The sequence below is a fragment of the Curtobacterium sp. UNCCL20 genome (assembly GCF_900101675.1).
GTDB lineage: Bacteria > Actinomycetota > Actinomycetes > Actinomycetales > Microbacteriaceae > Curtobacterium.
The window spans coordinates 564,565-588,501 of sequence record NZ_FNKG01000002.1; the positions used below are offsets into that span (position 1 = coordinate 564,565).

Below are 23,937 nucleotides of genomic sequence, written 5' to 3' on the forward strand. Positions count from 1 at the left end.
TTCCAGTGCCGACCACCCGTCGGCCGTGAGGCTCACGCCCCACGCACCCCGTGCCTCCAGGCCGCTGCCACGGCCCCGCGCACACCGCACCTGCTCTCTCCTCTTGCCGAAAGGCCCCGCCCATGTCCACGACGGTCCTGCCCGACTCGGAGCGCATCGACCTGAGCCACACGAAGGCCCCGACCACGTCGGGCCGTCCGCCAGGCCGCAAGCGCAAGACCCACTGGCTGCCCTACGCGCTCGTCGCGCCGGCCATCCTGTTCGAGCTGCTCATCCACATCGTGCCGATGCTCACCGGCATCTGGATCTCGTTCATCCAGCTCACCAAGTACTTCATCGCCAACTGGGGTGCCGCGCCGTTCGCCGGCCTGCACAACTACTCGGTGGTCGTCGACTTCAACCAGGCGATCGGCAAGGGCGTCCTCAACTCGTTCCTCATCACCTGCGCCTTCACGGTGCTCGTGGTCGGGCTCTCCTGGACCTTCGGCATGGCCGCAGCGGTCGCGCTGCAGAAGCCGTTCGCCGGACGCGGGCTCTTCCGCACCCTGTTCCTCGTGCCCTACGCGCTGCCGATGTACGCCGGTGTGATCACCTGGAAGTTCATGTTCCAGCGTGACTCCGGAGCGCTGAACCACCTGCTGGTCGACCAGTTGCACCTGTTCGGCGGGAACGCCCCGTTCTGGCTGATCGGCAACAACGCCTTCGTCGCGGTGGTCGTGGTCGCGATCTGGAAGACCTGGCCCTTCGCCTTCCTCATGCTGATGGCCGGTCTGCAGTCCGTCCCGAACGACGTGTACGAGGCCGCTTCGGTCGACGGTGCGAAGCCGTTCCGCCAGTGGCGCTCGATCACGCTGCCGATGGTCCGCCCGGTCAACGTGACGCTCGTGCTCGTGATGTTCCTGTGGACGTTCAACGACTTCAACACGCCGTTCGTGCTGTTCGGCTCGACCGCGCAGCCACCGGCCGCGGACCTGCTGAGCTTCCACATCTACAACGCGTCGTTCATCACCTGGAACTTCGGCTCGGGTGCCGCGATGAGCGTCCTGCTCCTCATCTTCCTGCTCATCGTCACCGGCATCTACCTCGCCGTGACCAACCGGAGGTCCGTCCGTGCGTGAGACAACTGGCGCCAAGTCCTTCAAGATCATCACCCTGGTCGTCCTGACGCTGTTCACGGTCGTCCCGCTCTACGTGATGATCACCACGGCGATCAAGCCGCTCGGCGACGTGCAGAACAACTTCACGTGGATCCCGACGAACATCACCTTCCAGCCGTTCATCGACATGTGGACGACCGTCCCGCTGGGGCAGTACTTCATCAACTCGCTCGTGGTCTGCACGGTCGCGACGGTGTTCTCGCTGATCATCGCGACGTTCGCCGCCTACGGTGTCTCGCGCTGGAACTTCAAGGGCAAGAGCACCTTCACCACCGCCGTGCTCTCCACCCAGATGTTCCCCGGCGTGCTGTTCCTGCTCCCGCTGTTCCTCATCTTCACGAACCTTGGGAACAGCCTCGGCATCCAGCTCGTCGGCAGCTGGACCGGCCTGATCATCACGTACCTGACGTTCACGCTCCCGTTCTCGATCTGGATGCTCGCGGGCTACTTCGAGACCATCCCCCGGGAGCTCGACGAGGCCGCGATGGTGGACGGGTCCGGCCCGATGGGTGCCCTGTTCCGGGTCATCCTGCCCTCGGCCCGCCCGGGCCTCGTCGCCGTCGGGATCTACTCGTTCATGACGGCCTGGGGTGAGGTCCTCTTCGCCTCGGTGATGACGAACGGCAACGGGCAGACGCTCGCGGTCGGTCTGCAGCAGTACTCCACGCAGACGAACGTCTACTGGAACCAGATCATGGCGGCGTCGCTCGTGGTCTCGATCCCCGTGGTGATCGCGTTCCTCATCGTGCAGCGCCAGTTCGTGGCCGGCCTGACCGCCGGTGCGGTGAAGTAGGCGGGTCTCTCCGCACCCGCCTTCGCAAAACACCGGTGTTCGTGCGCCGAACCCCCGCATCCCGCGGTGTGGTGCACGAGCACCGGTGTTTTGCTGCCCCCACCCCTCCACGCGCACGACGACCACCCGGACGACAGGATGGAACGATGAGCGAACCCCGAGGCCGCCAGCTCCTGCCCGGCCAGACCAGCCGCGTGCACGTGTACGACGTCGCGGCCCGCACCAGCCGGCTCGTGTTCGAGTCGAGCACGCTGCTCGTCGAGGCGCCCAACGTCCTCGACGACGAGACGCTCGTGCTGAACGGCGACGGCGACCTCTGGCTGCTGCGGCTTCCCGCTGCCGGGCCGGACGCGGGCGGCGGCCCCGCCCCCGCCGCGGGCGGTGCCTCCGCCTCCGCCGCGGGCGGCGCCTCCGCCCCCGCCGCCGTCCTCGACGAGACCGACCTCGTCCGGGTGCCGATGGAGGGCGTCGACGAGATCAACAACGACCACGTGCTCGACCCCTCCGGCACGTCGATCGTGGTGAGCGCCCGGAACGGCGAGCTCTACCGCGTCCCCCTCCCCGCCGGCGGTGCGGCCGAGCAGCTCACCGACGCGACCGCGGTGCTGCCCGTCAAACGGAAGTACTACCTGCACGGCATCGCGCCGGACGGGTCCTCGCTCGCCGCGATCGTGGGGGAGCTCTCCGAGGACGGCGTCTGGACGACCGACGTCGCCCTCGTCGACCCGACGACGGGGGAGACGACGTTCCTCACCCGCGACGAGCACCCCGACGACGGCTGCACGATCACCCCCGAGGGCGGGATGCTGCTCTGGAACACCGAGCGCTTCACGCCCGGGACCGCACAGCTCGCGACGCTCTGGCCGGGGCACGACGACCCGGTACGGATCACGAACGACGACCGGGTGAACTGGTTCCCGCACCTGTCGCCGGACGGTTCGCACCTGCTCTACCTGTCGTACGAGCCCGGCGTGCAGGGGCACCCGGCCGACCACCGCGTGGAACTCCGGCTGCTGCCCGGGTCCCTCGTCCGCGGCGCTCGGATCGCCGTCGCACCGGAGACCCTCGTGGCGCTCGACGGCGGGCAGGGGACGGTGAACGTGCCCCCGTGGGCCCCCGACTCGACCTGGTTCGCGTACTGCGACTACCCGGTCGCTCGGTAGCGCGCAGCAGCGCAGCAGCAGCGCGGCAGCGGCAGCAGCAGCAGCGCGGCAGCGGCAGCAGCAGCCGCAGTAGCAACAGCAGCTGCCGCCGACGCCGCGTCTACAGCTCCCGCACCTGCCCCTGCTTGAGGTGCAGCCGTCGCTCCGCACGCTTCGCCACCCACGAGTCGTGCGTGACGATGACCACGGTCAGCCCGCGCTCCTTCCACTGCTTCTCGATGAGCCCCATGATCTCGTCGCGGGTGCCCTCGTCGAGCGCGCCGGTCGGCTCGTCCGCGAGCAGCACGCTCGGGTTCTTCACGAGCGCCCGGGCGATCGCCACGCGCTGCTGCTGGCCGCCGGACAACTCGGCGGGGAGGTGGTCGAGGCGTTCCCCGAGCCCGACCTCCTGCAGGGCAGCGGTGGCCCGGGAGCGGATGTCGGCACGCGAGCGGTTCGCCAGCGACCCGGCGAACGCGGTCTCGACGTTCTCGAGCGCCGTCAGGGTCGGGATGAGGTTGAAGCTCTGGAACACGAACCCGATCTCGGTCGCTCGCAGGTCGGTCAGTGCCCGGTCGCCGAGCTTCGCGACGTCGCGCTCGCCGAGGTGGATCGACCCGACGCTCGGCCGGTCGAGTGCGCCGAGCATCTGCAGCAGCGTCGACTTCCCGCCGCCGGTCGGCCCCTGGATCGCCACGAGCTGCCCCTGCGGGATCGTCAGGTCGACGTTCGTCAGGGCGGTGACGGTCCGGTTCTTCTGTTTGTACGTCTTGCTCACGTTCTGCAGACGGTAGATCGGACTGGAGGCGCGGCTCGCGTCCGCCGAAGACGGTGCGGTCTCGGTGCTGGTCACGGTGGTTCCTGTCGTCGGTGCGTTCACGGGTGCGGATGCGTTCACGGGTGCGGAAGCGTTCACGGGTGCGGGTGCGGGTGCGGGTGCGGGTGCGGAGGGGGCGGCGGCCGTCGGTGACGGTGCGGCGGTGGACGCGTCGGTCGGTCCGACGACGGGCGTCGTGCCGGTGCTCGGGCCGGTCATCACGCCACGCTCCGGAGTGCCTCGGCCGGGCGGAGGCGCGAAGCACGCCAGCCACCGAGGGCACCGGCGATGAGTCCGCCGAGGATCGCGAGGCCGATCGCCAGCAGGATCACCTCGACGGTCACCGGGGCGTGCAGGACGACGTCGGTCGTCGACGCGGTGCTCGCACCGCCGCCGCCGAACCCGCCCGCGGGAGCGCCGCCGGTCGTGCCGCTGCCGGCTGCCGCGGTCGCCGCGCCGCCGGGCACGCCGCCGCCGAAGCCACGGTTCGTGCTGCTCGTGGCGCTCGCCGAGATGGTCGGGGCGATGACGTTCACCACGAGGATGCCGATCAGGCCTGCGGCAGCACCGATGACGCCGCCGATGATGCCCTGCACGAGGGATTCGCCGGCGACCTGCCGGGTGATGCGGCCGTTCGACCAGCCGATGGCCTTCAGGGTGCCGAACTCGCGGGTGCGCCGGGTGACACCCGAGATCGTGAAGAGGATGGCGATGAGGAACGCGGCGATGAGCACGACGATCGACAGCCACGTGCCGAGGTTCGAGACGAGGCTCGACGCGGTGCTCAGCGATCCCGAGACGCTGGAGGCGAGGTCGGACTCGGTGGAGACGGTCGCGCTGGTGAGCTGCTGCTGGAGCGACGACTTGATCGTGCTGACGTCGGACGAGGAGTCGGCGGAGACGTAGATGGTGGTGACCTTGCCGGCGAGGTCCGCCAGCGACTGGGCGGTGTCGAGCGGGATGTACGTGTTCGAGCCGGTGGTCGACGACGAACCGGTCGACGAGACGATGCCGATGACCTCGAAGTCCTTGCCACCGATCGACAGGGTGTCGCCGACGGCCTTCGACTCGCTCTTCGCGTAGGCGGCGTCGAGCACGACGACGTCCTTCGAGGCGTCGGCTGAGGTGAAGGTGCGCCCCTTCGTGATCTCGGTGCTCGTCAGTGGGCCGACGGTGTCCCCGGTGACGGGGATCCCCGCGACGGTGAACGAGTCGACGTTGAACGAGCCGCCTCCGAAGCCGCCGCCGCCCTCCGTTCCTCCGCTCGGTGGGCCCGGCTGCGTGGACGTGCTGTCGCTGCTGCTGCTGCTCGTCGAGCTGCTGCCGGACTGCACCTGGCCCGAGAAGGTCGTGTTCTCGAGCGTCAGGACGCCCGTGGCGGCCTTGACCCCGCTCGTGCCGGTGACGGTCGTGACATCCGCGGCGCTCAGCGTGCTCGCGCCGCGGGACACGGCGAGGCGGGACTGCGACAGGTCGGTCGACCCGCTGCTGCCGGACCCGCTCTGGCCGCCGAAGTCGAAGCTCGGCCGGCCCGTCGCCGAGGAGCTCGGCGTCTCGGTCTTCGTCACGGTGATGTCGGTGCCGACGCCGTACACGGACTGCAGGACGCTCGCCTGCGCGGCCTTCACGCCACCTGCGATCGACGACACGATGACCACGAGGGCGATGGCGAGCGCCATGCCGATCGCGATGATGACGGTCTGCTTCTTGCGGTTCGTGAGTTCGCGCCTGAGGTAGGTCAGGAACATGGGTCTCCTCGGTGGTGGCCGGCTGGGGTCACCGGCCGTGCAGAGCGCACGGCGGGGCCGACGGGGAGAACCTAGGCAGCGCGGTTGTGCCGAGCACTGCCCGCTCCTATGAGATGCCTAAGCGACCGTTCCTCAGCTGGCGTCGCCGTACGTCCGGCGGAGGTGTGCCGCGTAGCCCCCGGGCGTCCGGCCGTCGAACCGACCGCTCGTCACCACCGGGAGCTCGGTCGTCGCCTGCACGGCGAACCCGAGCGCCCGGGCGCGCTCGACGAGGCGGACGTCCTCGTGCTCGGGCACCGGGTCGAACCCGCCGAGCGCGAGGGACACGTCGCCGCGCAGCCCGAGGTTGGCGCCGTGCACGTGGCCGAGCGTCGAGCCCGGCGGGTGCGCGTGCGTCCACCGCGCGAGCACCACCGGGTCGAGGTCGTCCGGGTCCGGCACCACCGCGCCGACGAGGACGTGGGCACCGGCCGCGTGCGCTTCGGCCTGCTGCACGAGCCACCCCGGGTCGACCCGGGAGTCGGCGTCGGTGTGGGCGAGCCACCGGTCCCGGACCCGCGGCCCGGAGGCGAGCGCGCGCGTCGTCCCCGCGGCTCTCGCGCGTCCGACGCCGAGGTGCTCGGTCGCCACCACGTCAATCGGTACCGTGTTCCAGACCGGGTCGTCGCACACCGTCTGCCGGAGCACCGTCGCGGTGTCGTCGGTGCAGCCGTCGAGGACCACGGTGACGGACACGGCGACCTCCGGGTGGGCCCGGCGCAGCGTTCGGACGGCTGCGGCGAGGGCGTCGACGCAGCCGGCGATGCCGTCCTCCTCGTCGTGCGCGGGGACGACCACGTCGACGCGGATCGGCAGCGTCACGGCGTCAATCCCTCGGCCGCGGCGACCGAGACGACAGCGGCGCCGGGGAACACGCTCAGCACGAAGTCCTCCTCGACGTGCCGGACGACGGCCGGGCGCGGCCAGAGGGCGGTGAGCCGGGCGTCGACGGTGTCGCCGTCCGACACCGCCTCGTCGTCGGGGTGCCGCCAGTGGCAGGACACCAGCACGCCGTCGTCGTCGAGGGTCGCGAGCACCCGGTCGATCGTGGCGTCGAGGTCCGCGGGAGAGAGGTAGTACCCGACCTCGGACATCACCACGAGGTCCCACCGACCGTCCGGCCACTCCGACGGCAGCGCGGCCTGCACGAAGCGGGCCGCGGGTGCGCGGAGCCGAGCGCGCTCCAGCGGTGCGGCGGAGATGTCGGTGCCGAGCACCGCGTCCGCCCGCTCGGTGAGCGCTGCCGTGAGCACCCCGGTGGCGCACCCGAGCTCGAGGGCGGACCGGTACCGCTCACGAGGCAGCGCGGCGACCGTGACGGCACGCTTCCGGCGCTCGTACCACGAGCCCTCGAAGTCCCACCCCTCGGGCTTCCGGGCGTAGTGCGCGTCGAAGGACTCGCGGGAACGGGACGTCGCGGTGCCGTCCTCGGTCGGTGCGACCTCGAAGAACCACTCGGTGGGGCGGAGGTGGTGCGCGGCGTGCCGGTCGTCGACGATCGCCTCGTCCCCGGCCGCCGTCGAGAGGGGGCGGGTCTGCGAGCCGTACGCGTCCAGTGCACGCCGCTTCCGGTCGAGCTGCTCCGGGGACAGCGGCAGCGCCACGGCGGCCTCCCACGGCGCCGCGGGCGCGTCCGGAGCGTCCCAGTGCCAGGCCCAGATCGGGTACGCGACGAGCCGGGCTGCGGGACTCCCGGCGACCACCTCCTCGGCGACCTCGCCCGCGATGCGGTGGTCACGGTGCCCGTCCCCGCGCCACGGTGCGACCACGAGCGTCGGGCGAGCAGCGCCGGCGAGGCGTTCGGCGAGGGCGGTTCGGAGGACGTCGGGCTGCTCGCGGATCCCGCCGTCCGGCACGTCGAGGACCGTGGCGCTCGCCGAGGGGTCGAGGACGCGGAGCGCCCGCCGGAACTCGTCCTCGCGGATCGACCGGAGGGCCTCCGGCGAGGTCGTCGGCGAGTCCGGGTGGGACCCCTCGCCGCGGGTGACGAGCACCACGTGCACGGGGATACCGACGTCCGCCGCAGCGGCGATGAGCCCGCCTGCGCCGAGCGTCTCGTCGTCGGGGTGCGGCGCGACCACCACGACCGAACCGACGCCCTCGAGGGACAGCGGCACAGCGGCGACCGACTCGAGGAACGTCGTCCACGCGGCGGGGTCGGTGCCCGGTTCGCGGTGGTCGAAGCTCACCATGCGACACCTCCGTCGTCGGCGAGGACCTTCCGGCCGATGCGCGCGAGGTCCCGCTCGCCGTGGTCCTGCAGCACGTACAGCTCGAGGTCGGCGACCCGCGCGGCGACCGCCGGGTCCGAGGTCAGTGGGGCGGGCCCGATCGTCCGGACCACCCGCTCCCGCACGGCGTCGACGGCACGGCGGACGCGGGAGCGCACGACCTGGGCGAGCAGGGACCAGTCCACGTCGTCGTCGGCCGGGTCGTCGATCCGTGCCGCGGCATCGGCGAGGGCGTCCTCCGCGTCGGCGAGGTCGGTGACCGTGGCACCGAGTGCGGCCTGCAGCAGCTCGGAGTCCGGGTGCTCGGCAGCCAGCGATCGCAGGACCCGAGCGAGCCCGACGGCGCCACCCCACCAGCACGCGGCGACGCCGATGCCGCCCCACGCGAAGCCCGGGCGGCGGAGGTACCAGCCGGGGCCGCCGACCGGTTCGACCAGGACGGCGGCGAAGTCGACGGGGCCACTCGGCACGTCCGGCATCCCGCGGGACACCCATGCCTCGTCGTGCACCGTGACGCCGGTCTGGCGGAGGTCCACCGCGAACAGCTGCCGGTCGTCGCCGACGTGTGCGGTGACGAGCGCGTGCGAGAGCGTCGACGCGAGCGAGCACCACGGCTTCGTCCCGTCGAGGACGATGCCGTCACCGGAGGCCGACCCCACCAGCCGCAGCCCGGGCCCCTCCGCCGCGAACACACCCCAGGTCGACCCCTCCGGCACCGCCACGCCCGCCTGCGCGAGGATCCCGAGCGCGTCGAGGTGTGGCTCGACGGTGCGGGCGAGCGCGACGTCCGCCGCGGCCACCGCGGCGAGTGTCGCGAAGGACCCGCCGGCCGTGCCCGCGGACAGGGGCGGGGTGGTGGAGGCGACCGCCCGCGCGAACGCGAGCCGGTCCGCCGGGGCGGAGCCGTGCCTCCCGGCCATCGCCGTCACCGCGGCGACGTCCACCGTCCACGCACTCGTCGGCCACCCTGCAGAACGCAACATGATCCGGACGGTACTGACGCGTCACCATCTTGGTGCCGATCATCCACAGACCGCCATGGGCCGCTCCACAGACGGCTCATAGGAATCTCTCGATACTCGAAGACGTGACCATCTCCCAGCCTGCAGCAGCCCCGCGCCTCACCCGTGCCGACGGAACCCCGTTGCGCATCCTCGTCGTCGACGACGAGGCCAGCCTCACCGACCTCCTGTCCATGGCGCTCCGCTACGAGGGCTGGGACGTCAAGAGCGCGAACGGCGGCCAGGACGCCCTGACGACGGCACGCGAGTGGAAGCCGGACGCGATGGTGCTCGACGTGATGATGCCGGACCTCGACGGGCTGCAGGTGCTCAGCCGCCTCCGCCAGAACAACGACGACACCCCGGTGCTGTTCCTCACCGCGAAGGACTCCGTCGAGGACCGCGTCACCGGCCTCACCGCCGGCGGTGACGACTACGTCACGAAGCCCTTCTCCCTCGAGGAGGTCGTGGCCCGGCTCCGCGGCCTCATCCGCCGCTCGCAGATCTCGATCTCCGAGGCCGGCGACTCGCGCATCGTCGTCGGGGACCTCGTGCTCGACGAGGAGTCGTACGAGGTGTCCCGGGCGGGTCGGCCCATCGAGCTGACCGCGACCGAGTTCGAGCTGCTGCGCTTCCTGATGCGCAACCCCCGTCGCGTGTTGTCGAAGGCGCAGATCCTCGACCGCGTGTGGTCGTACGACTTCGGCGGCAAGTCCTCCGTCGTCGAGATCTACATCTCCTACCTGCGCAAGAAGATCGACGCCGGTGAGACCCCGATGATCCACACGGTGCGCGGCGTCGGGTACGTCATCAAGCCCACCTCGTGACCCTCCGGCGCCGGCTCGTCCTGAGCATCGTCGCCCTCGTCGTCGCCGTCAGCGCGGTGATCGGCGCGGGCAGCATCATCGCGCTCGCGTCCATCCAGACGGCATCGATCGACGGGCAGCTGCAGAAGGCGACGGACCGCGCCAGCACGAAGTTCGGCGAAGGGCAGGGATCACCCAACGGGCAGCGTCCCGCCGACGACTGGCTCCAGCCGCTCGGGCAGGCGGCCGGCACCCTCACGACCTACTACGTGTCGGGCGGTGCGGGCGGGTTCGTCCTGCAGGAGGACGGGTCACGCGCACAGCTCACCGCCGCACAGCTGAAGCGCCTCGGCGACGTCAAGGTCGGCGTCGACCCCGCCACGATGAACCTCGGCGGGACGCTCGGGAAGTACCGCGTCGCCGCCGTCCAGGTCGACAACCCGGTGCTCGGCAACGCCGTGCTCGTCGTCGGCCTGCCGATGTTGCCCGTCTACGAGAGCGTCTGGTCGCTGCTCTGGGTCGTGATCATCGTCGTCGGGGCCGCCCTCGTCGCCGCGTCCGTGGTCGCCGCCGGCGTCGTCCGCCGGTCCCTGCGCCCGCTCGAACGCGTCGCCGAGACCGCGTCGACCGTCGCCCGGATGCCCCTCGAGCGGAGCGATGCGCTGCAGGACGTCCGCGTGCCGGACACCGACCCCCGCACCGAGGTCGGTCGCGTCGGCAGCGCCTTCAACCGCATGCTCGGGCACATCGCCAGCGCGATGCAGGCCCGTGAGAGGTCGGAGCAGAAGGTGCGCCAGTTCGTCGCCGACGCCTCCCACGAGCTCCGCACGCCGCTCGCCTCGGTCCGCGGGTACGCCGAGCTCACCCGCCGGATGGGCGGCGACCTACCGAAGGACGTCGTCTACGCGATGAGCCGCATCGAGTCGGAGTCGATCCGGATGACGTCGATGGTCGAGGACCTGCTGCTCCTCGCCCGTCTCGACGAGGGCCGCGAGATCCAGTTCGACGACGTCGACCTCACCGGACTCGTGCTCGACGCGGTGAACGACGCGCACGCGGCCTCGCCCGACCACCCGATCGAGGTGGACGTCCCCTCCTCACCCGTCGTGGTCCCCGGGGATGCGGCACGCCTGCACCAGGTCATCGTCAACCTCGTCACGAACGCCCGCACGCACACCCCGGACGGCACGAGGATCACCGTCGGGATCGCTCCGTCGGCGTCGGGGTCCGGCGTGGACCTCACCGTGCGCGACACCGGGCAGGGGATCGACCCGGAGTTCCTGCCGAAGCTGTTCGAGCGGTTCGCCCGTGCGGACAGCTCGCGTTCCCGCACCGCGGGGTCGACGGGGCTCGGGCTCGCGATCGTCGACGCGGTCGTGCAGGCGCACGGCGGGTCCGTCGAGGTCACGAGCGAGCCGGGGGACACCGTGTTCACCGTGCACCTGCCCGGCGAGCAGCCGGCTGTCGCGTCCGCCGCCGCTCCTGCGGCGGCTGCTGCTGCGGCCGCTCCCGCGGCTGCGGAGGACTGGTCGGAGACACCGACGGTCCCGGCGCCGCGCGACTGACGGACTGGAGGCGCGTGGCGGGCCCGCCACGCGCCTCCAGTCCGCTGTTTGGTCCCGTCCACCGCGTCTGGTACAGTTCTCGAAGCCAAAGACCGCCGGATGTCGTGTTGCTCGCAACGTGTTTGTGAACATCGTGACCGAAGGTCCTCACTCGTGAGGCATCCCGCGCAGGTGTTCCGAACCACTCCCGCCTCCTGGTGGAAGCAGCTCCGAGCCTCTGCGCCGGAGCTTTTCTCGTTCGTGGACCTGGGGCTGCCGGCAAGACCCCCAAGGAGAACCATGGCGAACAAGGAAGCTGCGGTCGCCGAGCTCACGGAGTCCTTCCGTAGCTCGAACGCCGTTCTGCTCACCGAGTACCGCGGTCTCACGGTCGCGCAGCTCAAGGAGCTCCGCAACTCGATCCGTGAGCACGCCACGTACGCCGTGGTGAAGAACACGCTGACCAAGATCGCGGCGAACAACGCCGGTATCTCGTCGTTCGACGACGAGCTCGCCGGTCCGTCCGCTCTCGCCTTCGTCCACGGTGACACCGTCGCCGTCGCGAAGTCGCTGCGTGCATTCGCCAAGGCGAACCCCGAGCTCGTGGTGAAGGGCGGTTACTTCGACGGTAACCCGCTCACCGCGACCGAGGTGGACAAGCTCGCCGACCTCGAGTCCCGTGAAGTGCTGCTCGGCAAGCTCGCCGGCGCCCTCAAGGCCTCGCTGTTCGGTGCTGCGTACCTGTTCCAGGCACCCCTCTCGCAGGCCGTCCGCACGGTGGACGCCCTCCGCGAGAAGCAGGAGTCCGCGGCCTGATCAGGCTCGCGTTCATCAACCACACGTACTAGCTAGTAGTAGGAGAAAATCATGGCGAAGCTTTCGCAGGACGAGCTCATCGAGGCCTTCAAGGAGCTCACGCTCATCGAGCTCTCGGACTTCGTGAAGAAGTTCGAAGAGGTCTTCGAGGTCACCGCTGCCGCCCCCGTCGCCGCTGCTGCGGTCGGTGGCGCTGCTGCCCCCGCCGAGGAGGTCGAGGAGAAGACCGAGTTCGACGTCGTGCTCAAGTCGGCCGGTGACAAGAAGATCCAGGTCATCAAGGAGGTCCGTGGCCTGACGTCGCTCGGCCTCGGTGAGGCCAAGGCGCTCGTCGAGACCGCCGACGCCAAGATCCTCGAGGGTGTCAACAAGGAGACGGCCGACAAGGCGAAGGAGGCCCTCGAGGCCGCCGGCGCCACGATCGAGCTCGCGTAGTCTCGACCGTTCCGGTCACGAAGGCCGCTGCCCCCTCGGGGGTGGCGGCCTTCGTCGCGTGCGGGGCGCGCCGGGCGGCTCGCCGAGCGTCGCCGGGCCGAGTCTCGCGCTGAGCGACACTTCTCGCGGCTTGAGGCCCACGAGATGTCGCTCAGCCCGAGTCTCGATCGGCCGCATCGTTCACAACGCGACTCGGTGCTGGCGGAACAGTGCGCTCAGTCGGTCGGGGTCCACGAGGTGCCACCAGGTCGGTCGGACGACCGTGCGGACCTCGGGCAGGGATCGCAGCCGGTCCTCGCGGAGCTTTTCGTGCCAGACGGCATCCCCTGCCGAGCGGTCGCCGAGCATCTGCGGGTCGGTGTACTTCTGCTTCCCGTCGAACTCGACGACCACCCCGAGGCTCTCGAACCAGAAGTCGACTCGGTCCAGCTGCCCGTCGTCGTGGCGGAACCGGTGCTGTGCGGTCGGACGTGGGAGTCCGAGTTCGACCATCCGGATCGAGGTGTACGACTCTCCGACCGATTCGTGGAGGGGATCGAGGGCATCGGCGACGGTCCGGCTCCGGACCGAACCTCGTCGCGGGCCTTCGGGCAACGCGGCGATGAACTCGTCCACCGTCAGGGTGCCTGTCCGCACCGCATGGTCCACGGCGACCGCGGCCTGCGCCGGTTCGAGTGTGGTGGCGAGGTCGACTGCGGTGCGTCGGACCGAGGTGAGGGGCACCCCTGCGAACGTGTTCGGCTGAGCGCCCGTCTCCGGAGCCCCGGCGTGTCTGACGAGGTTCGCTCGGTGTTCGGTCCGGAAGGTCGCGCCGTCGGTGACGTGCGCGCGGGCTGGGGGAGTCGCGATGACCGGCCATCCGTACGCCAAGGCAGCGGTGCGGTGGGAGAACGCCGCAGTGGGTCGGACGCGAGGAGCGACCGCTCTCGCCACGAGCAGGTGTCGTTCAGCCGGTCCGAGGTCGCGCCACGCTGCGGCATCGACGAAGACCCCGTCGGTCACCTTCACGAGCAGACCGGAACGGTGCCGTCGTTGGAGGGACCGCGCTCCTGCCCGATCGTGTTCCGTGGCTCTGAGCAGGTGTACGTGGCGAGTCGTCATGCCCGCAGGATCTCGGTCATGAACCAGACTCGTGGTCGAAGGCTGGCGAGCTGTGGATGGTGTGCCGTGCCTCCAGGGCTGTGGACGAGTCTCACCCGTCCGCCCCGAGACTCGGGCTGAGCGACGATCCTCGGGCTCCGTGGCGCGAGAACTGTCGCTCAGGCCGAGACTCGGCCCTGCGGGCGGCGGGCGGCGGGCGGCGCGGGCGCGGCGGGCGGCGCGCGCGTCAGCGCAGCGTGCTGTGACGGCGGCCGTAGGCCAGGTAGAGCGCGGCGCCGGCGACCATCCAGATGCCGAAGGCGATCCAGGTGCCGACGCCGAGGAACACCGCGAGCAGCACGCAGCAGAGCGCGCCGAGGATCGGGACGACGGGGAACAGCGGCACGCGGTAGGACCGCTCGAGCTCGGGCCGGGTGCGTCGGAGGATGATGACGGACACGTTCACCAGGGCGAACGCCACGAGCGTGCCGATGCTCGTCGCGTCCGCGAGTTCACCGAGGGGGACGAGTGCGGCGACGACGGTCACGACGAGCCCGATGATGAGGGTGTTCGCGACCGGGGTGCCGGTCCGCCGCGAGACCCGGCCGAACACCTTCGGCACCAGCCCGTCCCGCGCCATCGTCAGCAGGATGCGTGTCTGCCCGTAGAGCACGGTGAGCACGACACTGGCGATGGCGACCACGGCGCCGATCGAGAACACGAGGGCGACGAGCGGCTGCCCGGTGACGTCGACGACGATGCGGACGAGCGAGGCCTCCGACGACGAGAACGACGTCCACGAGCGGGCCCCGATCGCGGCGATCGCGACGAGGATGTAGAGCGTCGTGATGAGCGCGATCGACCCGATGATGGCGCGGGGCAGGTCGCGACGGGGGTTCTTCGCTTCTTCGCCCGCGGTCGAGGCGGCGTCGAACCCGATGTACGAGAAGAACAGGCGGGACGCCGCGGCGGTGACCCCGGCGGCGCCCATCGGGGCGAGCGGCTCGAAGTTCTGCGCCTGGAACGCCGAGAACGCCACGACGACGAAGAACACGAGCAGGGCGATCTTGACGATGACCATGACCGTGTTGACCCAGGCGCTCTCGCGGGCGCCGGGCAGCAGGATCGCGGTGGCGAGGAGCACCAGGACGGCAGCGGGCAGGTTCACCACACCGCCGTCGCCGGGAGGAGCGGACAGCGCGGCGGGCAGGTGCAGCCCGAACACCCGGAGCGTCTCGTCGACGTACTCGCTCGCCCCGACCGCGACGGCGGCCACGGAGACGGCGTACTCGAGCACGAGACACCACCCGCACACCCAGGCGATGCCCTCGCCCATCGTGGCGTAGGTGTACGAGTAGCTCGATCCCGAGGTCGGGACCGCTCCGGCCATCTCGGCGTACGACAGGGCCGAGAGCAGCGCGGCGACGCCGGCGACCACGAACGAGATCCACACGGCGGGGCCGGCGAGCGGCACGGCGGTGCCGAGCACCACGAGGATGCCGGTGCCGAGCGTCGCGCCGACACTGATCATCGTGAGGTGCCACACCCCGAGGGACCGGCGGAGCGGTGCGCCGTCGACGCCCGTCGCGGCCTCGGCCTGCAGCTGCTCGATCGGCTTGCGCCGGGCGAGCTGCGTGCGGAGGGACGTTGGGCGGGTGGGCGCGGACGTCATGGGACCTCGAGTGGTGCGGGGAAGGGGACGGCACATGGTCGCATGGCCCCTGAACGGGGTCAAATACGGCCGCGGGAGCCGATGTCGCCCCGCGGGGTTAGGTTTGCACCATGAGCATGGGCGGCGGGATGCACGGCGGTGGCGGCCGCGGTGGCGGCAGGATCTCGAGCGGGGACTTCGCGGCGCAGAAGGCCGCCAACGCCGAGGCGCCGACCGTCCCGCACCTCCTCAAGCGCATCTCCGGGCTGTTCGTCCCGCACCGCAACGCGATCATCCTGACCGTGGCGCTCGTCCTGGTCGGCGCCGCGATCTCGGTCATCCCGCCGCTCCTCACGCAGAAGGCGTTCGACCTCGGGCTGTTCCCCGGGTCGGGCCGCCCGGACCTCCCCGTGCTCTACGAACTCGTCGGCGCGATGGTGGGGCTCTGGATCGCCAGCGCGGGTGTCGGCGTCTGGCAGACCTACCTCACCGCGACGGTGGGCAACAAGGTCATGGGCTCGATGCGGATGCGGCTGTTCGGGCACCTGCAGCGGATGGAGCTCGCGTTCTTCACCCGCACGAAGACGGGTGTGATCCAGTCGCGCCTGCAGAACGACGTCGGCGGTGTCGCGAGCGTCCTGAACAACACGATCTCGTCGGTCCTCGGCAACACCGTCACCGTCATCGCCGCGATCGTCGCGATGCTGCTGCTCAGCTGGCAGATGACCCTCGTCGCGGTGGTGCTGCTGCCGCTCCTCGTGATCGCGCAGCGCCGGGTCGGGCAGGTCCGCGCCCGGATCGCCGCGCAGACGCAGGAGTCGCTGTCCGACATGACCGCGATCACGCAGGAGGCGCTGAGCGTCTCGGGGATCCTCCTGGCGAAGAGCTTCAACCAGCAGCGCAGCGAGACCCAGCGCTACGGCAACGAGAACCGCAACCAGATCCGGCTGCAGGTGCGGCAGCAGATGTCCGGCCAGTGGTTCTTCGCGATCGTGCAGATCTTCCTGTCGATCATCCCGGCGATCATCTACGTGGTCGCCGCGTACCTGATCATCGGCGACGTCCCGATCACGGCCGGCACGATCGTGGCCTTCACCACGGTGCAGTCCCGCCTGCTGTTCCCGACGGTGGGGCTCCTCCGCGTGGTGCTCGACCTGCAGACCTCCGGGGCCCTGTTCGCCCGCATCTTCGAGTACATGGACCTGAAGCCGGCGATCACCGACTCCCCGACGGCGCGACCGGTCGACGAGTCCCGCGTCGGGCACGTGGCCTTCGACGACGTGACGTTCACCTACCCGGACGGCGAGGCGGACAAGCCGACCCTCCGCGGGGTGTCGTTCGAGCTGCAGCCCGGCCAGTTCGCGGCGTTCGTCGGGCCCTCCGGTGCCGGCAAGACGACGGTGTCCTACCTGGTGCCGCGACTGTACGAGGCGACCTCGGGGTCGGTCCGGTTCGCCGGGCAGGACGTCCGCGACATCGTGCACGAGGACCTGATGGCGCACGTCGGCATCGTCAGCCAGGAGACCTACCTGTTCCACGCCACGATCGGCGACAACCTCCGGTACGCCAAGCCGGACGCCACCGACGAGGAGCTCGAGCGGGCGGCGCGGGCGGCGAACATCCACGAGACGATCGCGTCCTTCCCGGACGGCTACGACACGGTCGTGGGAGAGCGCGGGTACCGCCTGTCCGGCGGTGAGAAGCAGCGCATCGCGATCGCGCGCGTGCTCCTCAAGGACCCGCCGGTGCTCGTCCTCGACGAAGCGACGAGTGCGCTCGACTCGATCTCGGAGCGCGTGGTCCAGACCGCGCTCGACACGGCCGCGGCCGGTCGGACGACGATCTCGATCGCGCACCGGCTCTCGACGATCCGCGACGCCGACGTCATCTTCGTGCTCGACCACGGCCGGATCGTCGAGCAGGGCAGTCACGACGAGCTCCTGGAACACGGCGGGATCTACGCGACGCTCCACCGGGAGCAGAACGCGCCCGCCGACGCCGTCGGCAGCTGACCAGAGAGCGCGCGACCGGCGTCCGAGCGGGGCGGCCTGGAGGCGCGTGGCGGACACGGCCACGCGCCTCCAGGCCGTCACCGGCCGGCCCCGTGCGCGACACGAGCCTGCAGCACAGCGCAAGCGGCGCGAGCGGCGCGAGCGGACACGAGCCCGCACGCGGTGCGCACGCGGACGGGGGCCCGGCGCGCGCAGTGCGCAAGCGGACAGGGGTCCGGCGGAAGCGGACAGGACCGTCCCGCACGTGGTACCGATTGTCCGGAGAGCGCGTGAGCGCACCGTGCCCCTGAGCGGAGTCCGACGTGACAGCTGTCCCACCGACACCCGATCCGATCCCGCCGATGGGAGCCGCCGACTCCGGCGGACCACGCGTCGTCGAGGAGGCCCCGCGGAAGCGTGGGAAGTTCCGCGCCTTCCTCACGAGCGGCACCCTCGACATCCAGTCGAAGCTGCTCGTGATGCTGCTGGCGGTGAGCATCCTCGCGGCGCTCGTCGTCGGTGCGGTCGGGTACGTCAACGGCAAGGACTCCCTGCAGCAGGCGGCGTTCAACCAGGTGACCTCGCTGCGGGAGTCGCGGACGACCGAGCTGAAGCGCTCGTTCCGCCAGTTCACCCAGACGGTCGTCGCGCAGACCCGGAACGCCAGCGTGATCGGGGCGACGAAGGACTTCACGTCCGGTTGGGACGACCTGCAGTCGCGCCCGGTGGCCGCCGCCGACCACGACAAGGTGGAGGCCTGGTACCGGGACTCCTTCGTGCCACAGCTCGACGAGCGCAGCGGCGGCACCGCGAACCCGGAGCAGTTCACCCCGACCCAGGACCCGCAGGCGTACCTGCAGGCCCGCTACACGGCACCGTTCACCGACTACGACAAGGCGATCGAGCAGGACGCTGCCGGCGACGGCAGTGCCTGGTCGAAGGCGCACGCGGAGTACCAGCCGTACTTCCAGCAGGCGGTGGAGGCCGTCGGCTACGACGACCTGCTCCTCATGGACACGAACGGCAACGTCGTCTACTCGGCGTACTCCGGAGCGGACCTCGGGACGAACCTCGACGACGGTCCCTACCGCGACTCGAACCTCGCGAGCGGGTACGAGGAGGCGCTGCAGCTGACGAGCGCCGACGACGTCGTCGTGACGGACTTCGCGCGGTACGTGCCGAGCCTGAACGTGCCGACGCTCTGGGTGATGTCGCCGGTGAGCGAGGACGGCAAGGTCCTCGGGGTGATGGCGGTGCAGGTGCCGATCGCCCTCGTCAACCAGGTGATGACCGGGAATTCGCAGTGGAAGGACGACGGGCTCGGTGACACGGGGGAGTCGTACCTCGTCGGCGCCGACCACCTGATGCGCTCGTACCCCCGCCAGCTCATGGAGCACCCGAAGCAGTACGAGCGGGACGTGGTCTCCGCGGGGACGGCGCCCGCGACGGCGAAGCGGGAGGTCGCGGTCAAGGGCTCGGTGCTGCTGCAGGAGGTGAACACCGCCCCGGTGACGCGGGCGCTGCAGGGGAAGACCGGCACGATGATCTCCACCGACCACCGCGGCAAGGAGGTCCTGTCGGCGTACGCCCCGCTCGAGGTCGACGGTCTGCGGTGGGTCGTGGTGGCCCAGATGGACACCTCCGAGGCGTTCGCACCGGTGAACGACTTCGCGCGGAACATCGCGCTCGCCCTGGTCGGCATCATCGTGCTGGTCAGCCTGCTGTCGCTGCTGCTGGCGCAGGTGTTCGTCCGGCCCGTCCGGCGCCTGCAGACCGCCGTGAACCGGGTGAGCTCGGGTGATCTCGGTGTCGAGGTGAAGACGAAGGGCGGCGACGAGATCGGTGACCTGGGTCTGGCGTTCAACGACATGAGCCGGAGCCTGCAGGTGAAGCAGGACCTGCTCGACGAGCAGCGTCGGCAGAACGACACCCTGCTGCTCACCCTGATGCCCGAGGAGGTCGCCCGCCGCTACAAGCAGGGCGACGAGACGATCGCGTCCGACCACCAGGACGTCGCCGTCGTCTACGCGGACATCATCGGCTTCGACGAGTTCGCCGCCGACCTGACGGCCGAGGAGTCGCTGTCGCTCGTCAACGACGTGTGGCGTTCCCTCGACGAGGCCGCGGGGCGCCACGGCATCGAGCGGGTCCGCACCACCCGCAGTGGCTACCTGGCGAGCTGCGGCCTGAGCGTGCCGCGCGTGGACAACGTCCGGCGGGTCGTCGACTGGGCGGACGAGGCGCAGGGCGTGCTCGAGCGGTTCAACGCCCAGCACGGGGCGAAGATCGGACTCCGTGCCGGCATCGACGCCGGTCAGGTCACGAGCGGTCTGGTCGGCCGGTCGAGCATCGTCTACGACATGTGGGGCGACGCGGTGAGCCTCGCCTACCGAGTGCAGGGCATCGCCCCGGCACCGGGCGTCTACGCGACGCAGCGGGTGGTCGACAAGCTCGGCGACCGCGGGGGGCTGCAGGACGTCGGCGAGGTGCAGACCCAGGCCGGGCCGCAGCGGATCTGGAAGCTCGAGCGGAACCCTGGGGCGGCATCGTGACCGACTTCTGGGCGCAGCCGTGGTTCTGGCCGGCGCTCAGCGTCATCGTCGGCCTGCCGGTGCTGCTCCTCGTCCTGACCGAGCTGCAGTCGAACCTCGAGCGCCGCGGCAACTCGCTGCACAAGGTGGTCGGGCTGCTCCGGAACGCGGTGGTGCCGATCATCGCGATCCTCATCCTGTCCGTGCAGGTCACCGACGCGGTGGACCCCGGCAAGCCCGTCGTGAACCAGGTCATCGGCACGGTGCTCGGGTTCCTCGTGATCGTGTTCGTGCTGAACGGCCTGAACATCGTGCTGTTCACGAACGCGCGGAAGGGGACCTGGCGCGAGAAGATCCCGTCGATCTTCGTGGACATCGCCCGGATCGTGCTCATCGCGCTCGGACTGGCGCTGGTGTTCAAGATCGTCTGGGGCGCTGACGTCGGGGGGATCTTCACGGCGCTCGGTGTCGGCTCGCTCGTCATCGGTCTCGCGCTGCAGTCCGCCGTCGGCCCGGTCATCGCGGGGCTGTTCCTGCTCTTCGAGCAGCCGTTCCGGCTGGGGGACTGGCTGGACACCGGCGGCGTGCGTGGCCGGGTGGTCGAGGTGAACTGGCGGTCCGTGCACATCGACACGGGCTCGGGGATCCTCATCACGCCGAACTCCTCGCTCGCGGGAGCGTCGTTCACGAACCTCAGCCGGACGGGAGGCACGTTCCCGGTCACGACGGACGTCACGTTCACGACGGACGACCCTCCGGCGGCCGTGGTCGCGCTGCTGCAGCGGGTCGCGTCCGGCCTGCCGCAGCGGTACCCCGGCACGCAGGCGGTGGCCGTCCCGACGGGCGGCGCCGACTACACGGTGTCGTTCGAGGTGCGCGGCCCGTCGCAGGAGGCGGATGCGCTCGCACAGTTCCGGATGTGGCTCTGGTACGCCGCCCGGCGCGAGGGCCTCGGGCTGGACGGCGACACCACGGACGACTTCGTCACCGACGAGCGCCGCGACGACGCGGTCGGCGGGATCGCCGCGACGCTGTACCTGACCGGTGACGACGCGAGCGCCCTCGCACCGGTCACCCGGCTCGAGCGGTACGCGGCGGGAGAGGTGGTGTTGACCGCCGGGACGGTGCCGGACGCGGTCCGGTTCGTCCTGAGCGGCAGCGTCGACCTGCGGGTCCCGTTCGAGGACGTGGAGCTGCCCACGACGCGGGTCGAGGCCGGCGACTACGTGGGGCAGACGGCGCTCACCCGGGAGGCGCTCCTCACCTCCGCCGTCGCACTCACCGAGGTGGCGGTGCTGGTCGTCCCCGCCACCGCGCTCGACCAGATCGTGCGCGGGACACCGGCCCTCGCCCGCGACATGGGCGACGTGATCGACCGGCGGCGGCAGGAGGTCTCCGCGGCGGTGTCCGCGCACGTCGAGTCCCAGCACAAGTCGGTGTCCGCCGCCTAGGATCGTCCCCGTGCGTTACGCGAACTCCGTCGTCGACCTCGTCGGGGACACCCCGCTCGTCAAGCTGAACCGGGTGACCGAGGGGGTCCGGGCGACCGTCCTGGTCAAGGTGGAGTACCTCAATCCCGGCGGTTCGTCGAAGGACCGGATCGCGACCCGGATCATCGACGCGGCCGAGGCCTCGGGCGAGCTGCGGCCCGGCGGCACGATCGTCGAGCCGACCTCCGGCAACACCGGCGTCGGTCTGGCACTCGTCGCCCAGCAGCGTGGCTACCGCTGCGTCTTCGTCCTGCCCGACAAGGTCGGCGAGGACAAGCGCAACGTCCTGACGGCGTACGGCGCGGAGATCGTCGTCACGCCGACCGCGGTCCCGCCGGAGCACCCGGAGTCGTACTACTCGGTGTCCGACCGGCTGGTCCGTGAGATCCCGGGCGCCTACAAGCCGAACCAGTACGCGAACCCGAACGGTCCGCGCAGCCACTACGAGACCACGGGTCCGGAGATCTGGCGCGACACCGAGGGTCGCATCACCCACTTCGTCGCGGGCGTCGGCACCGGCGGCACCATCTCCGGGACCGGCCGCTTCCTCAAGGAGGCGTCCGAGGGCGGTGTCCGCATCGTCGGCGCCGACCCCGAGGGCTCCGTCTACTCCGGCGGCACCGGCCGGCCGTACCTGGTCGAGGGCGTCGGTGAGGACTTCTGGCCGGACGCGTACGACGCTGGGGTGCCGGACGAGATCATCGCCGTGTCGGACGCCGACTCGTTCGCGATGACCCGTCGGCTCGCGCGCGAGGAGGGCCTCCTCGTGGGCGGCTCGAGCGGCATGGCCGTCGTCGCCGCCCTGCGCGCAGCCCGCGACCTCACCGAGGACGACGTCGTCGTGGTGCTGCTGCCGGACGGTGGCCGCGGCTACCTCGGGAAGATCTTCAACGACCGCTGGATGCGCTCCTACGGCTTCGCCGAGACCGACGACGAGCGCACGGTCGGCTCGCTCATCGCAGGCAAGGACGGCCGGCTGCCCGACCTCGTGCACGCGCACCCGGCCGACACCGTCCGCGACGTCGTCGACATCATGTCCAAGTACGGCGTCTCGCAGATGCCCGTCCTCAGTGCCGAACCGCCGGTCGTCATCGGCGAGGTCGTCGGTGCCGTCGAGGAGAAAGCGCTGCTCGAGCAGGTCTTCACCGGCGCCGCGAAGATGTCGGACGCCGTGTCCGGAGCCGTCGGAGCCCCGCTGCCGCTCATCGGCGTCGGTGAGTCGGTGTCCGCCGCCCGTCGCGCGTTCGAGTCCGTCGACGCGCTCCTCGTGGTCGAGGACGGCAAGCCCGTCACCGTCCTGACGCGACACGACCTGCTCACCTACCTCTCCGAGTGACGCGCGACCGCGGGCACGACGCGACGTGCGTGCCCGACGTGATCCGCGCCTCCCGTCCGACCCGACCAGGAGCCCAGCCATGACCGAGTTCAGCACCCGCGCGATCCACGCCGGCCAGGAACCCGACGGCCCCACCGGGGCCGTCATCCCGCCCGTCCACCTGACGTCCACCTACGTGCAGGACGGCATCGGCGGGATGCGGAACGGGTACGAGTACTCCCGCGCCGGCAACCCGACGCGCGACTCGCTGCAGACGCTCCTCGCCGACCTCGACGGAGGAGCCGCGGCGTACTCGTTCGCCTCCGGCCTCGCCGCCGAGGACGCCCTGCTCCGCGCTGCGCTCACCCCGGGCGCACGCGTGGTGATGGGCAACGACGTGTACGGCGGCACCCACCGTCTGGTGAGCCGGCTGCACGTGCCGTGGGGCGTCGAGCTCGTCGTCGTCGACATGAGCGAGCTCGACCAGGTGCGTGCCGCCCTCGAGGGTGCGCCCACGCCGACCGTGCTGTGGGTCGAGACGCCCACGAACCCGCTCATGAAGATCGCCGACATCGCCGCGCTCGCGGCACTCGGCCACGAGTCCGGCGCGCTGGTCGTCGTGGACAACACGTTCGCGTCGCCGTACCTGCAGCAGCCCCTGGCCCTCGGCGCCGACGTCGTCGTGTACTCCACGACGAAGTACCTCGGCGGACACTCCGACGTCGTGGGCGGTGCCGTGGTGCTCGCCGACGAGGAGCTCGCCGCGAAGGTCCAGTTCCTGCAGTTCGGTGCCGGTGCGATCTCGTCGCCGTTCGACGCGTTCCTCACCACCCGGGGGATCAAGACGCTCGCGGTCCGGATGGAGCGGCACTCGCAGAACGCCCAGGCCGTGGCCGAGGCGCTCGTCGCGGCCCCCGGCGTCGAGCGGGTCTACTACCCGGGCCTCGCCGACCACCCGGGACACGACGTCGCCGCCCGCCAGATGCGCGGGTTCGGCGGGATGCTCTCGGTCGCGCTGTCCGGCGGCCCGGAGGCCGCTCGGCGCTTCGCGGAGTCGACGGAGCTGTTCGCGCTCGCCGAGTCCCTCGGCGGGGTGGAGTCCCTCATCGGGTACCCGACCGAGATGACCCACGCGTCCGTGAAGGGCACCGAGCTCGCCGTGCCGGAGAACGTGGTGCGGCTGTCGGTCGGCATCGAGGACGCGGGCGACCTGGTCGCGGACCTGCAGCAGGCGCTCGCGCGCTGAGCAGCTGACCGGTCACGCGCGCAGGCGCTCACCGGTCGACGGCCTGGAGGCGCGTGGCAGCGCCGCCACGCGCCTCCGGTCCGTCACCGGCTGGCCCTACGATG

The 23,937-nt window shown here is 70.9% G+C and carries 19 protein-coding genes; 12 read left to right on the top strand and 7 right to left on the bottom strand.

What is annotated here, in order from left to right; genetic code table 11:
* Window positions 1-122 precede the first annotated feature (122 nt).
* The 3 genes from BLT36_RS12070 to BLT36_RS12080 all read left to right on the top strand — a co-directional run bounded on the left by BLT36_RS12070 (window position 123) and on the right by BLT36_RS12080 (window position 3,113).
* Window positions 123-1,118, top strand: coding sequence for a carbohydrate ABC transporter permease (locus BLT36_RS12070; RefSeq protein WP_092095418.1), 996 nt, complete (start codon window positions 123-125; stop codon window positions 1,116-1,118).
* Window positions 1,111-1,950 (top strand): carbohydrate ABC transporter permease, encoded by an 840-nt coding sequence (locus BLT36_RS12075; protein WP_092095420.1) that lies wholly within the window; start codon window positions 1,111-1,113, stop codon window positions 1,948-1,950. Before BLT36_RS12070 ends, BLT36_RS12075 begins: the two co-directional genes overlap by 8 nt.
* A gap of 146 nt (window positions 1,951-2,096) precedes the next feature.
* Entirely contained in the window at window positions 2,097-3,113 is a 1,017-nt protein-coding gene (locus BLT36_RS12080) for a TolB family protein (RefSeq protein WP_175529625.1), read from the top strand.
* 100 nt (window positions 3,114-3,213) lie between these two features.
* Here the strand turns inward: BLT36_RS12080 and BLT36_RS12085 are convergent, their stop codons facing one another.
* From BLT36_RS12085 to BLT36_RS12105, 5 genes are all read right to left on the bottom strand, one after another.
* Window positions 3,214-3,945, bottom strand: coding sequence for an ABC transporter ATP-binding protein (locus BLT36_RS12085; protein WP_254787597.1), 732 nt, complete (start codon window positions 3,943-3,945; stop codon window positions 3,214-3,216).
* Window positions 3,946-4,127: 182 nt separating this feature from the next.
* Window positions 4,128-5,657, bottom strand: a complete 1,530-nt coding sequence (locus BLT36_RS12090; RefSeq protein WP_092095424.1) for an ABC transporter permease — start codon at window positions 5,655-5,657, stop codon at window positions 4,128-4,130.
* A gap of 132 nt (window positions 5,658-5,789) precedes the next feature.
* Window positions 5,790-6,518, bottom strand: a complete 729-nt coding sequence (locus BLT36_RS12095; protein WP_254787599.1) for a glycosyltransferase family 2 protein — start codon at window positions 6,516-6,518, stop codon at window positions 5,790-5,792.
* Window positions 6,515-7,888 carry a PIG-L family deacetylase gene (locus BLT36_RS12100; RefSeq protein ID WP_092095425.1) on the bottom strand — a complete coding sequence of 458 codons (1,374 nt, stop codon included), beginning with the start codon at window positions 7,886-7,888 and terminating at the stop codon, window positions 6,515-6,517. The genes BLT36_RS12095 and BLT36_RS12100 overlap by 4 nt, the downstream gene beginning before the upstream one ends.
* A complete protein-coding gene (locus BLT36_RS12105) occupies window positions 7,882-8,910 on the bottom strand; it encodes a hypothetical protein (protein ID WP_092095427.1) in 1,029 nt (342 codons plus the stop codon). The genes BLT36_RS12100 and BLT36_RS12105 overlap by 7 nt, the downstream gene beginning before the upstream one ends.
* A 110-nt stretch (window positions 8,911-9,020) precedes the next feature.
* Here BLT36_RS12105 and BLT36_RS12110 point away from each other — a divergent pair, with 110 nt between their 5' ends.
* The 4 genes from BLT36_RS12110 to rplL all read left to right on the top strand — a co-directional run bounded on the left by BLT36_RS12110 (window position 9,021) and on the right by rplL (window position 12,529).
* On the top strand, window positions 9,021-9,755 hold the full coding sequence (locus BLT36_RS12110; protein WP_368086381.1) for a response regulator transcription factor: 735 nt from the start codon (window positions 9,021-9,023) through the stop codon (window positions 9,753-9,755).
* Complete coding sequence (locus BLT36_RS12115) at window positions 9,752-11,299, top strand: sensor histidine kinase (RefSeq protein ID WP_092095430.1); 1,548 nt, start codon at window positions 9,752-9,754, stop codon at window positions 11,297-11,299. The genes BLT36_RS12110 and BLT36_RS12115 overlap by 4 nt, the downstream gene beginning before the upstream one ends.
* A 279-nt stretch (window positions 11,300-11,578) precedes the next feature.
* A complete protein-coding gene (rplJ, locus tag BLT36_RS12120) occupies window positions 11,579-12,094 on the top strand; it encodes a 50S ribosomal protein L10 (RefSeq protein ID WP_017888663.1) in 516 nt (171 codons plus the stop codon).
* 51 nt (window positions 12,095-12,145) lie between these two features.
* Window positions 12,146-12,529 carry a 50S ribosomal protein L7/L12 gene (rplL, locus tag BLT36_RS12125; protein ID WP_071290685.1) on the top strand — a complete coding sequence of 128 codons (384 nt, stop codon included), beginning with the start codon at window positions 12,146-12,148 and terminating at the stop codon, window positions 12,527-12,529.
* A gap of 180 nt (window positions 12,530-12,709) precedes the next feature.
* Here rplL and BLT36_RS12130 read toward each other — a convergent pair whose 3' ends face one another.
* Both BLT36_RS12130 and BLT36_RS12135 read right to left on the bottom strand, forming a co-directional pair.
* A complete protein-coding gene (locus tag BLT36_RS12130; RefSeq protein WP_139166452.1) occupies window positions 12,710-13,252 on the bottom strand; it encodes a hypothetical protein in 543 nt (180 codons plus the stop codon).
* Window positions 13,253-13,856: 604 nt separating this feature from the next.
* Window positions 13,857-15,281 carry an amino acid permease gene (locus BLT36_RS12135; RefSeq protein WP_092095433.1) on the bottom strand — a complete coding sequence of 475 codons (1,425 nt, stop codon included), beginning with the start codon at window positions 15,279-15,281 and terminating at the stop codon, window positions 13,857-13,859.
* 116 nt (window positions 15,282-15,397) lie between these two features.
* Here BLT36_RS12135 and BLT36_RS12140 point away from each other — a divergent pair, with 116 nt between their 5' ends.
* The 5 genes from BLT36_RS12140 (at window position 15,398) to BLT36_RS12160 (ending at window position 23,833) form a co-directional block, all read left to right on the top strand.
* Entirely contained in the window at window positions 15,398-17,272 is a 1,875-nt protein-coding gene (locus BLT36_RS12140; RefSeq protein ID WP_092095846.1) for an ABC transporter ATP-binding protein, read from the top strand.
* A 341-nt stretch (window positions 17,273-17,613) separates the two neighbouring features.
* A complete protein-coding gene (locus BLT36_RS12145) occupies window positions 17,614-19,803 on the top strand; it encodes an adenylate/guanylate cyclase domain-containing protein (protein ID WP_092095435.1) in 2,190 nt (729 codons plus the stop codon).
* The gene (locus BLT36_RS12150) at window positions 19,800-21,233 is read left to right on the top strand and encodes a mechanosensitive ion channel domain-containing protein (RefSeq protein ID WP_175529626.1); all 1,434 of its coding nucleotides are present in this window, start codon (window positions 19,800-19,802) and stop codon (window positions 21,231-21,233) included. The genes BLT36_RS12145 and BLT36_RS12150 overlap by 4 nt, the downstream gene beginning before the upstream one ends.
* A gap of 10 nt (window positions 21,234-21,243) precedes the next feature.
* Window positions 21,244-22,608 (top strand): cystathionine beta-synthase, encoded by a 1,365-nt coding sequence (locus tag BLT36_RS12155; protein WP_092095439.1) that lies wholly within the window; start codon window positions 21,244-21,246, stop codon window positions 22,606-22,608.
* A 79-nt stretch (window positions 22,609-22,687) separates the two neighbouring features.
* On the top strand, window positions 22,688-23,833 hold the full coding sequence (locus BLT36_RS12160; RefSeq protein ID WP_092095440.1) for a cystathionine gamma-synthase: 1,146 nt from the start codon (window positions 22,688-22,690) through the stop codon (window positions 23,831-23,833).
* Window positions 23,834-23,937: the final 104 nt, after the last annotated feature.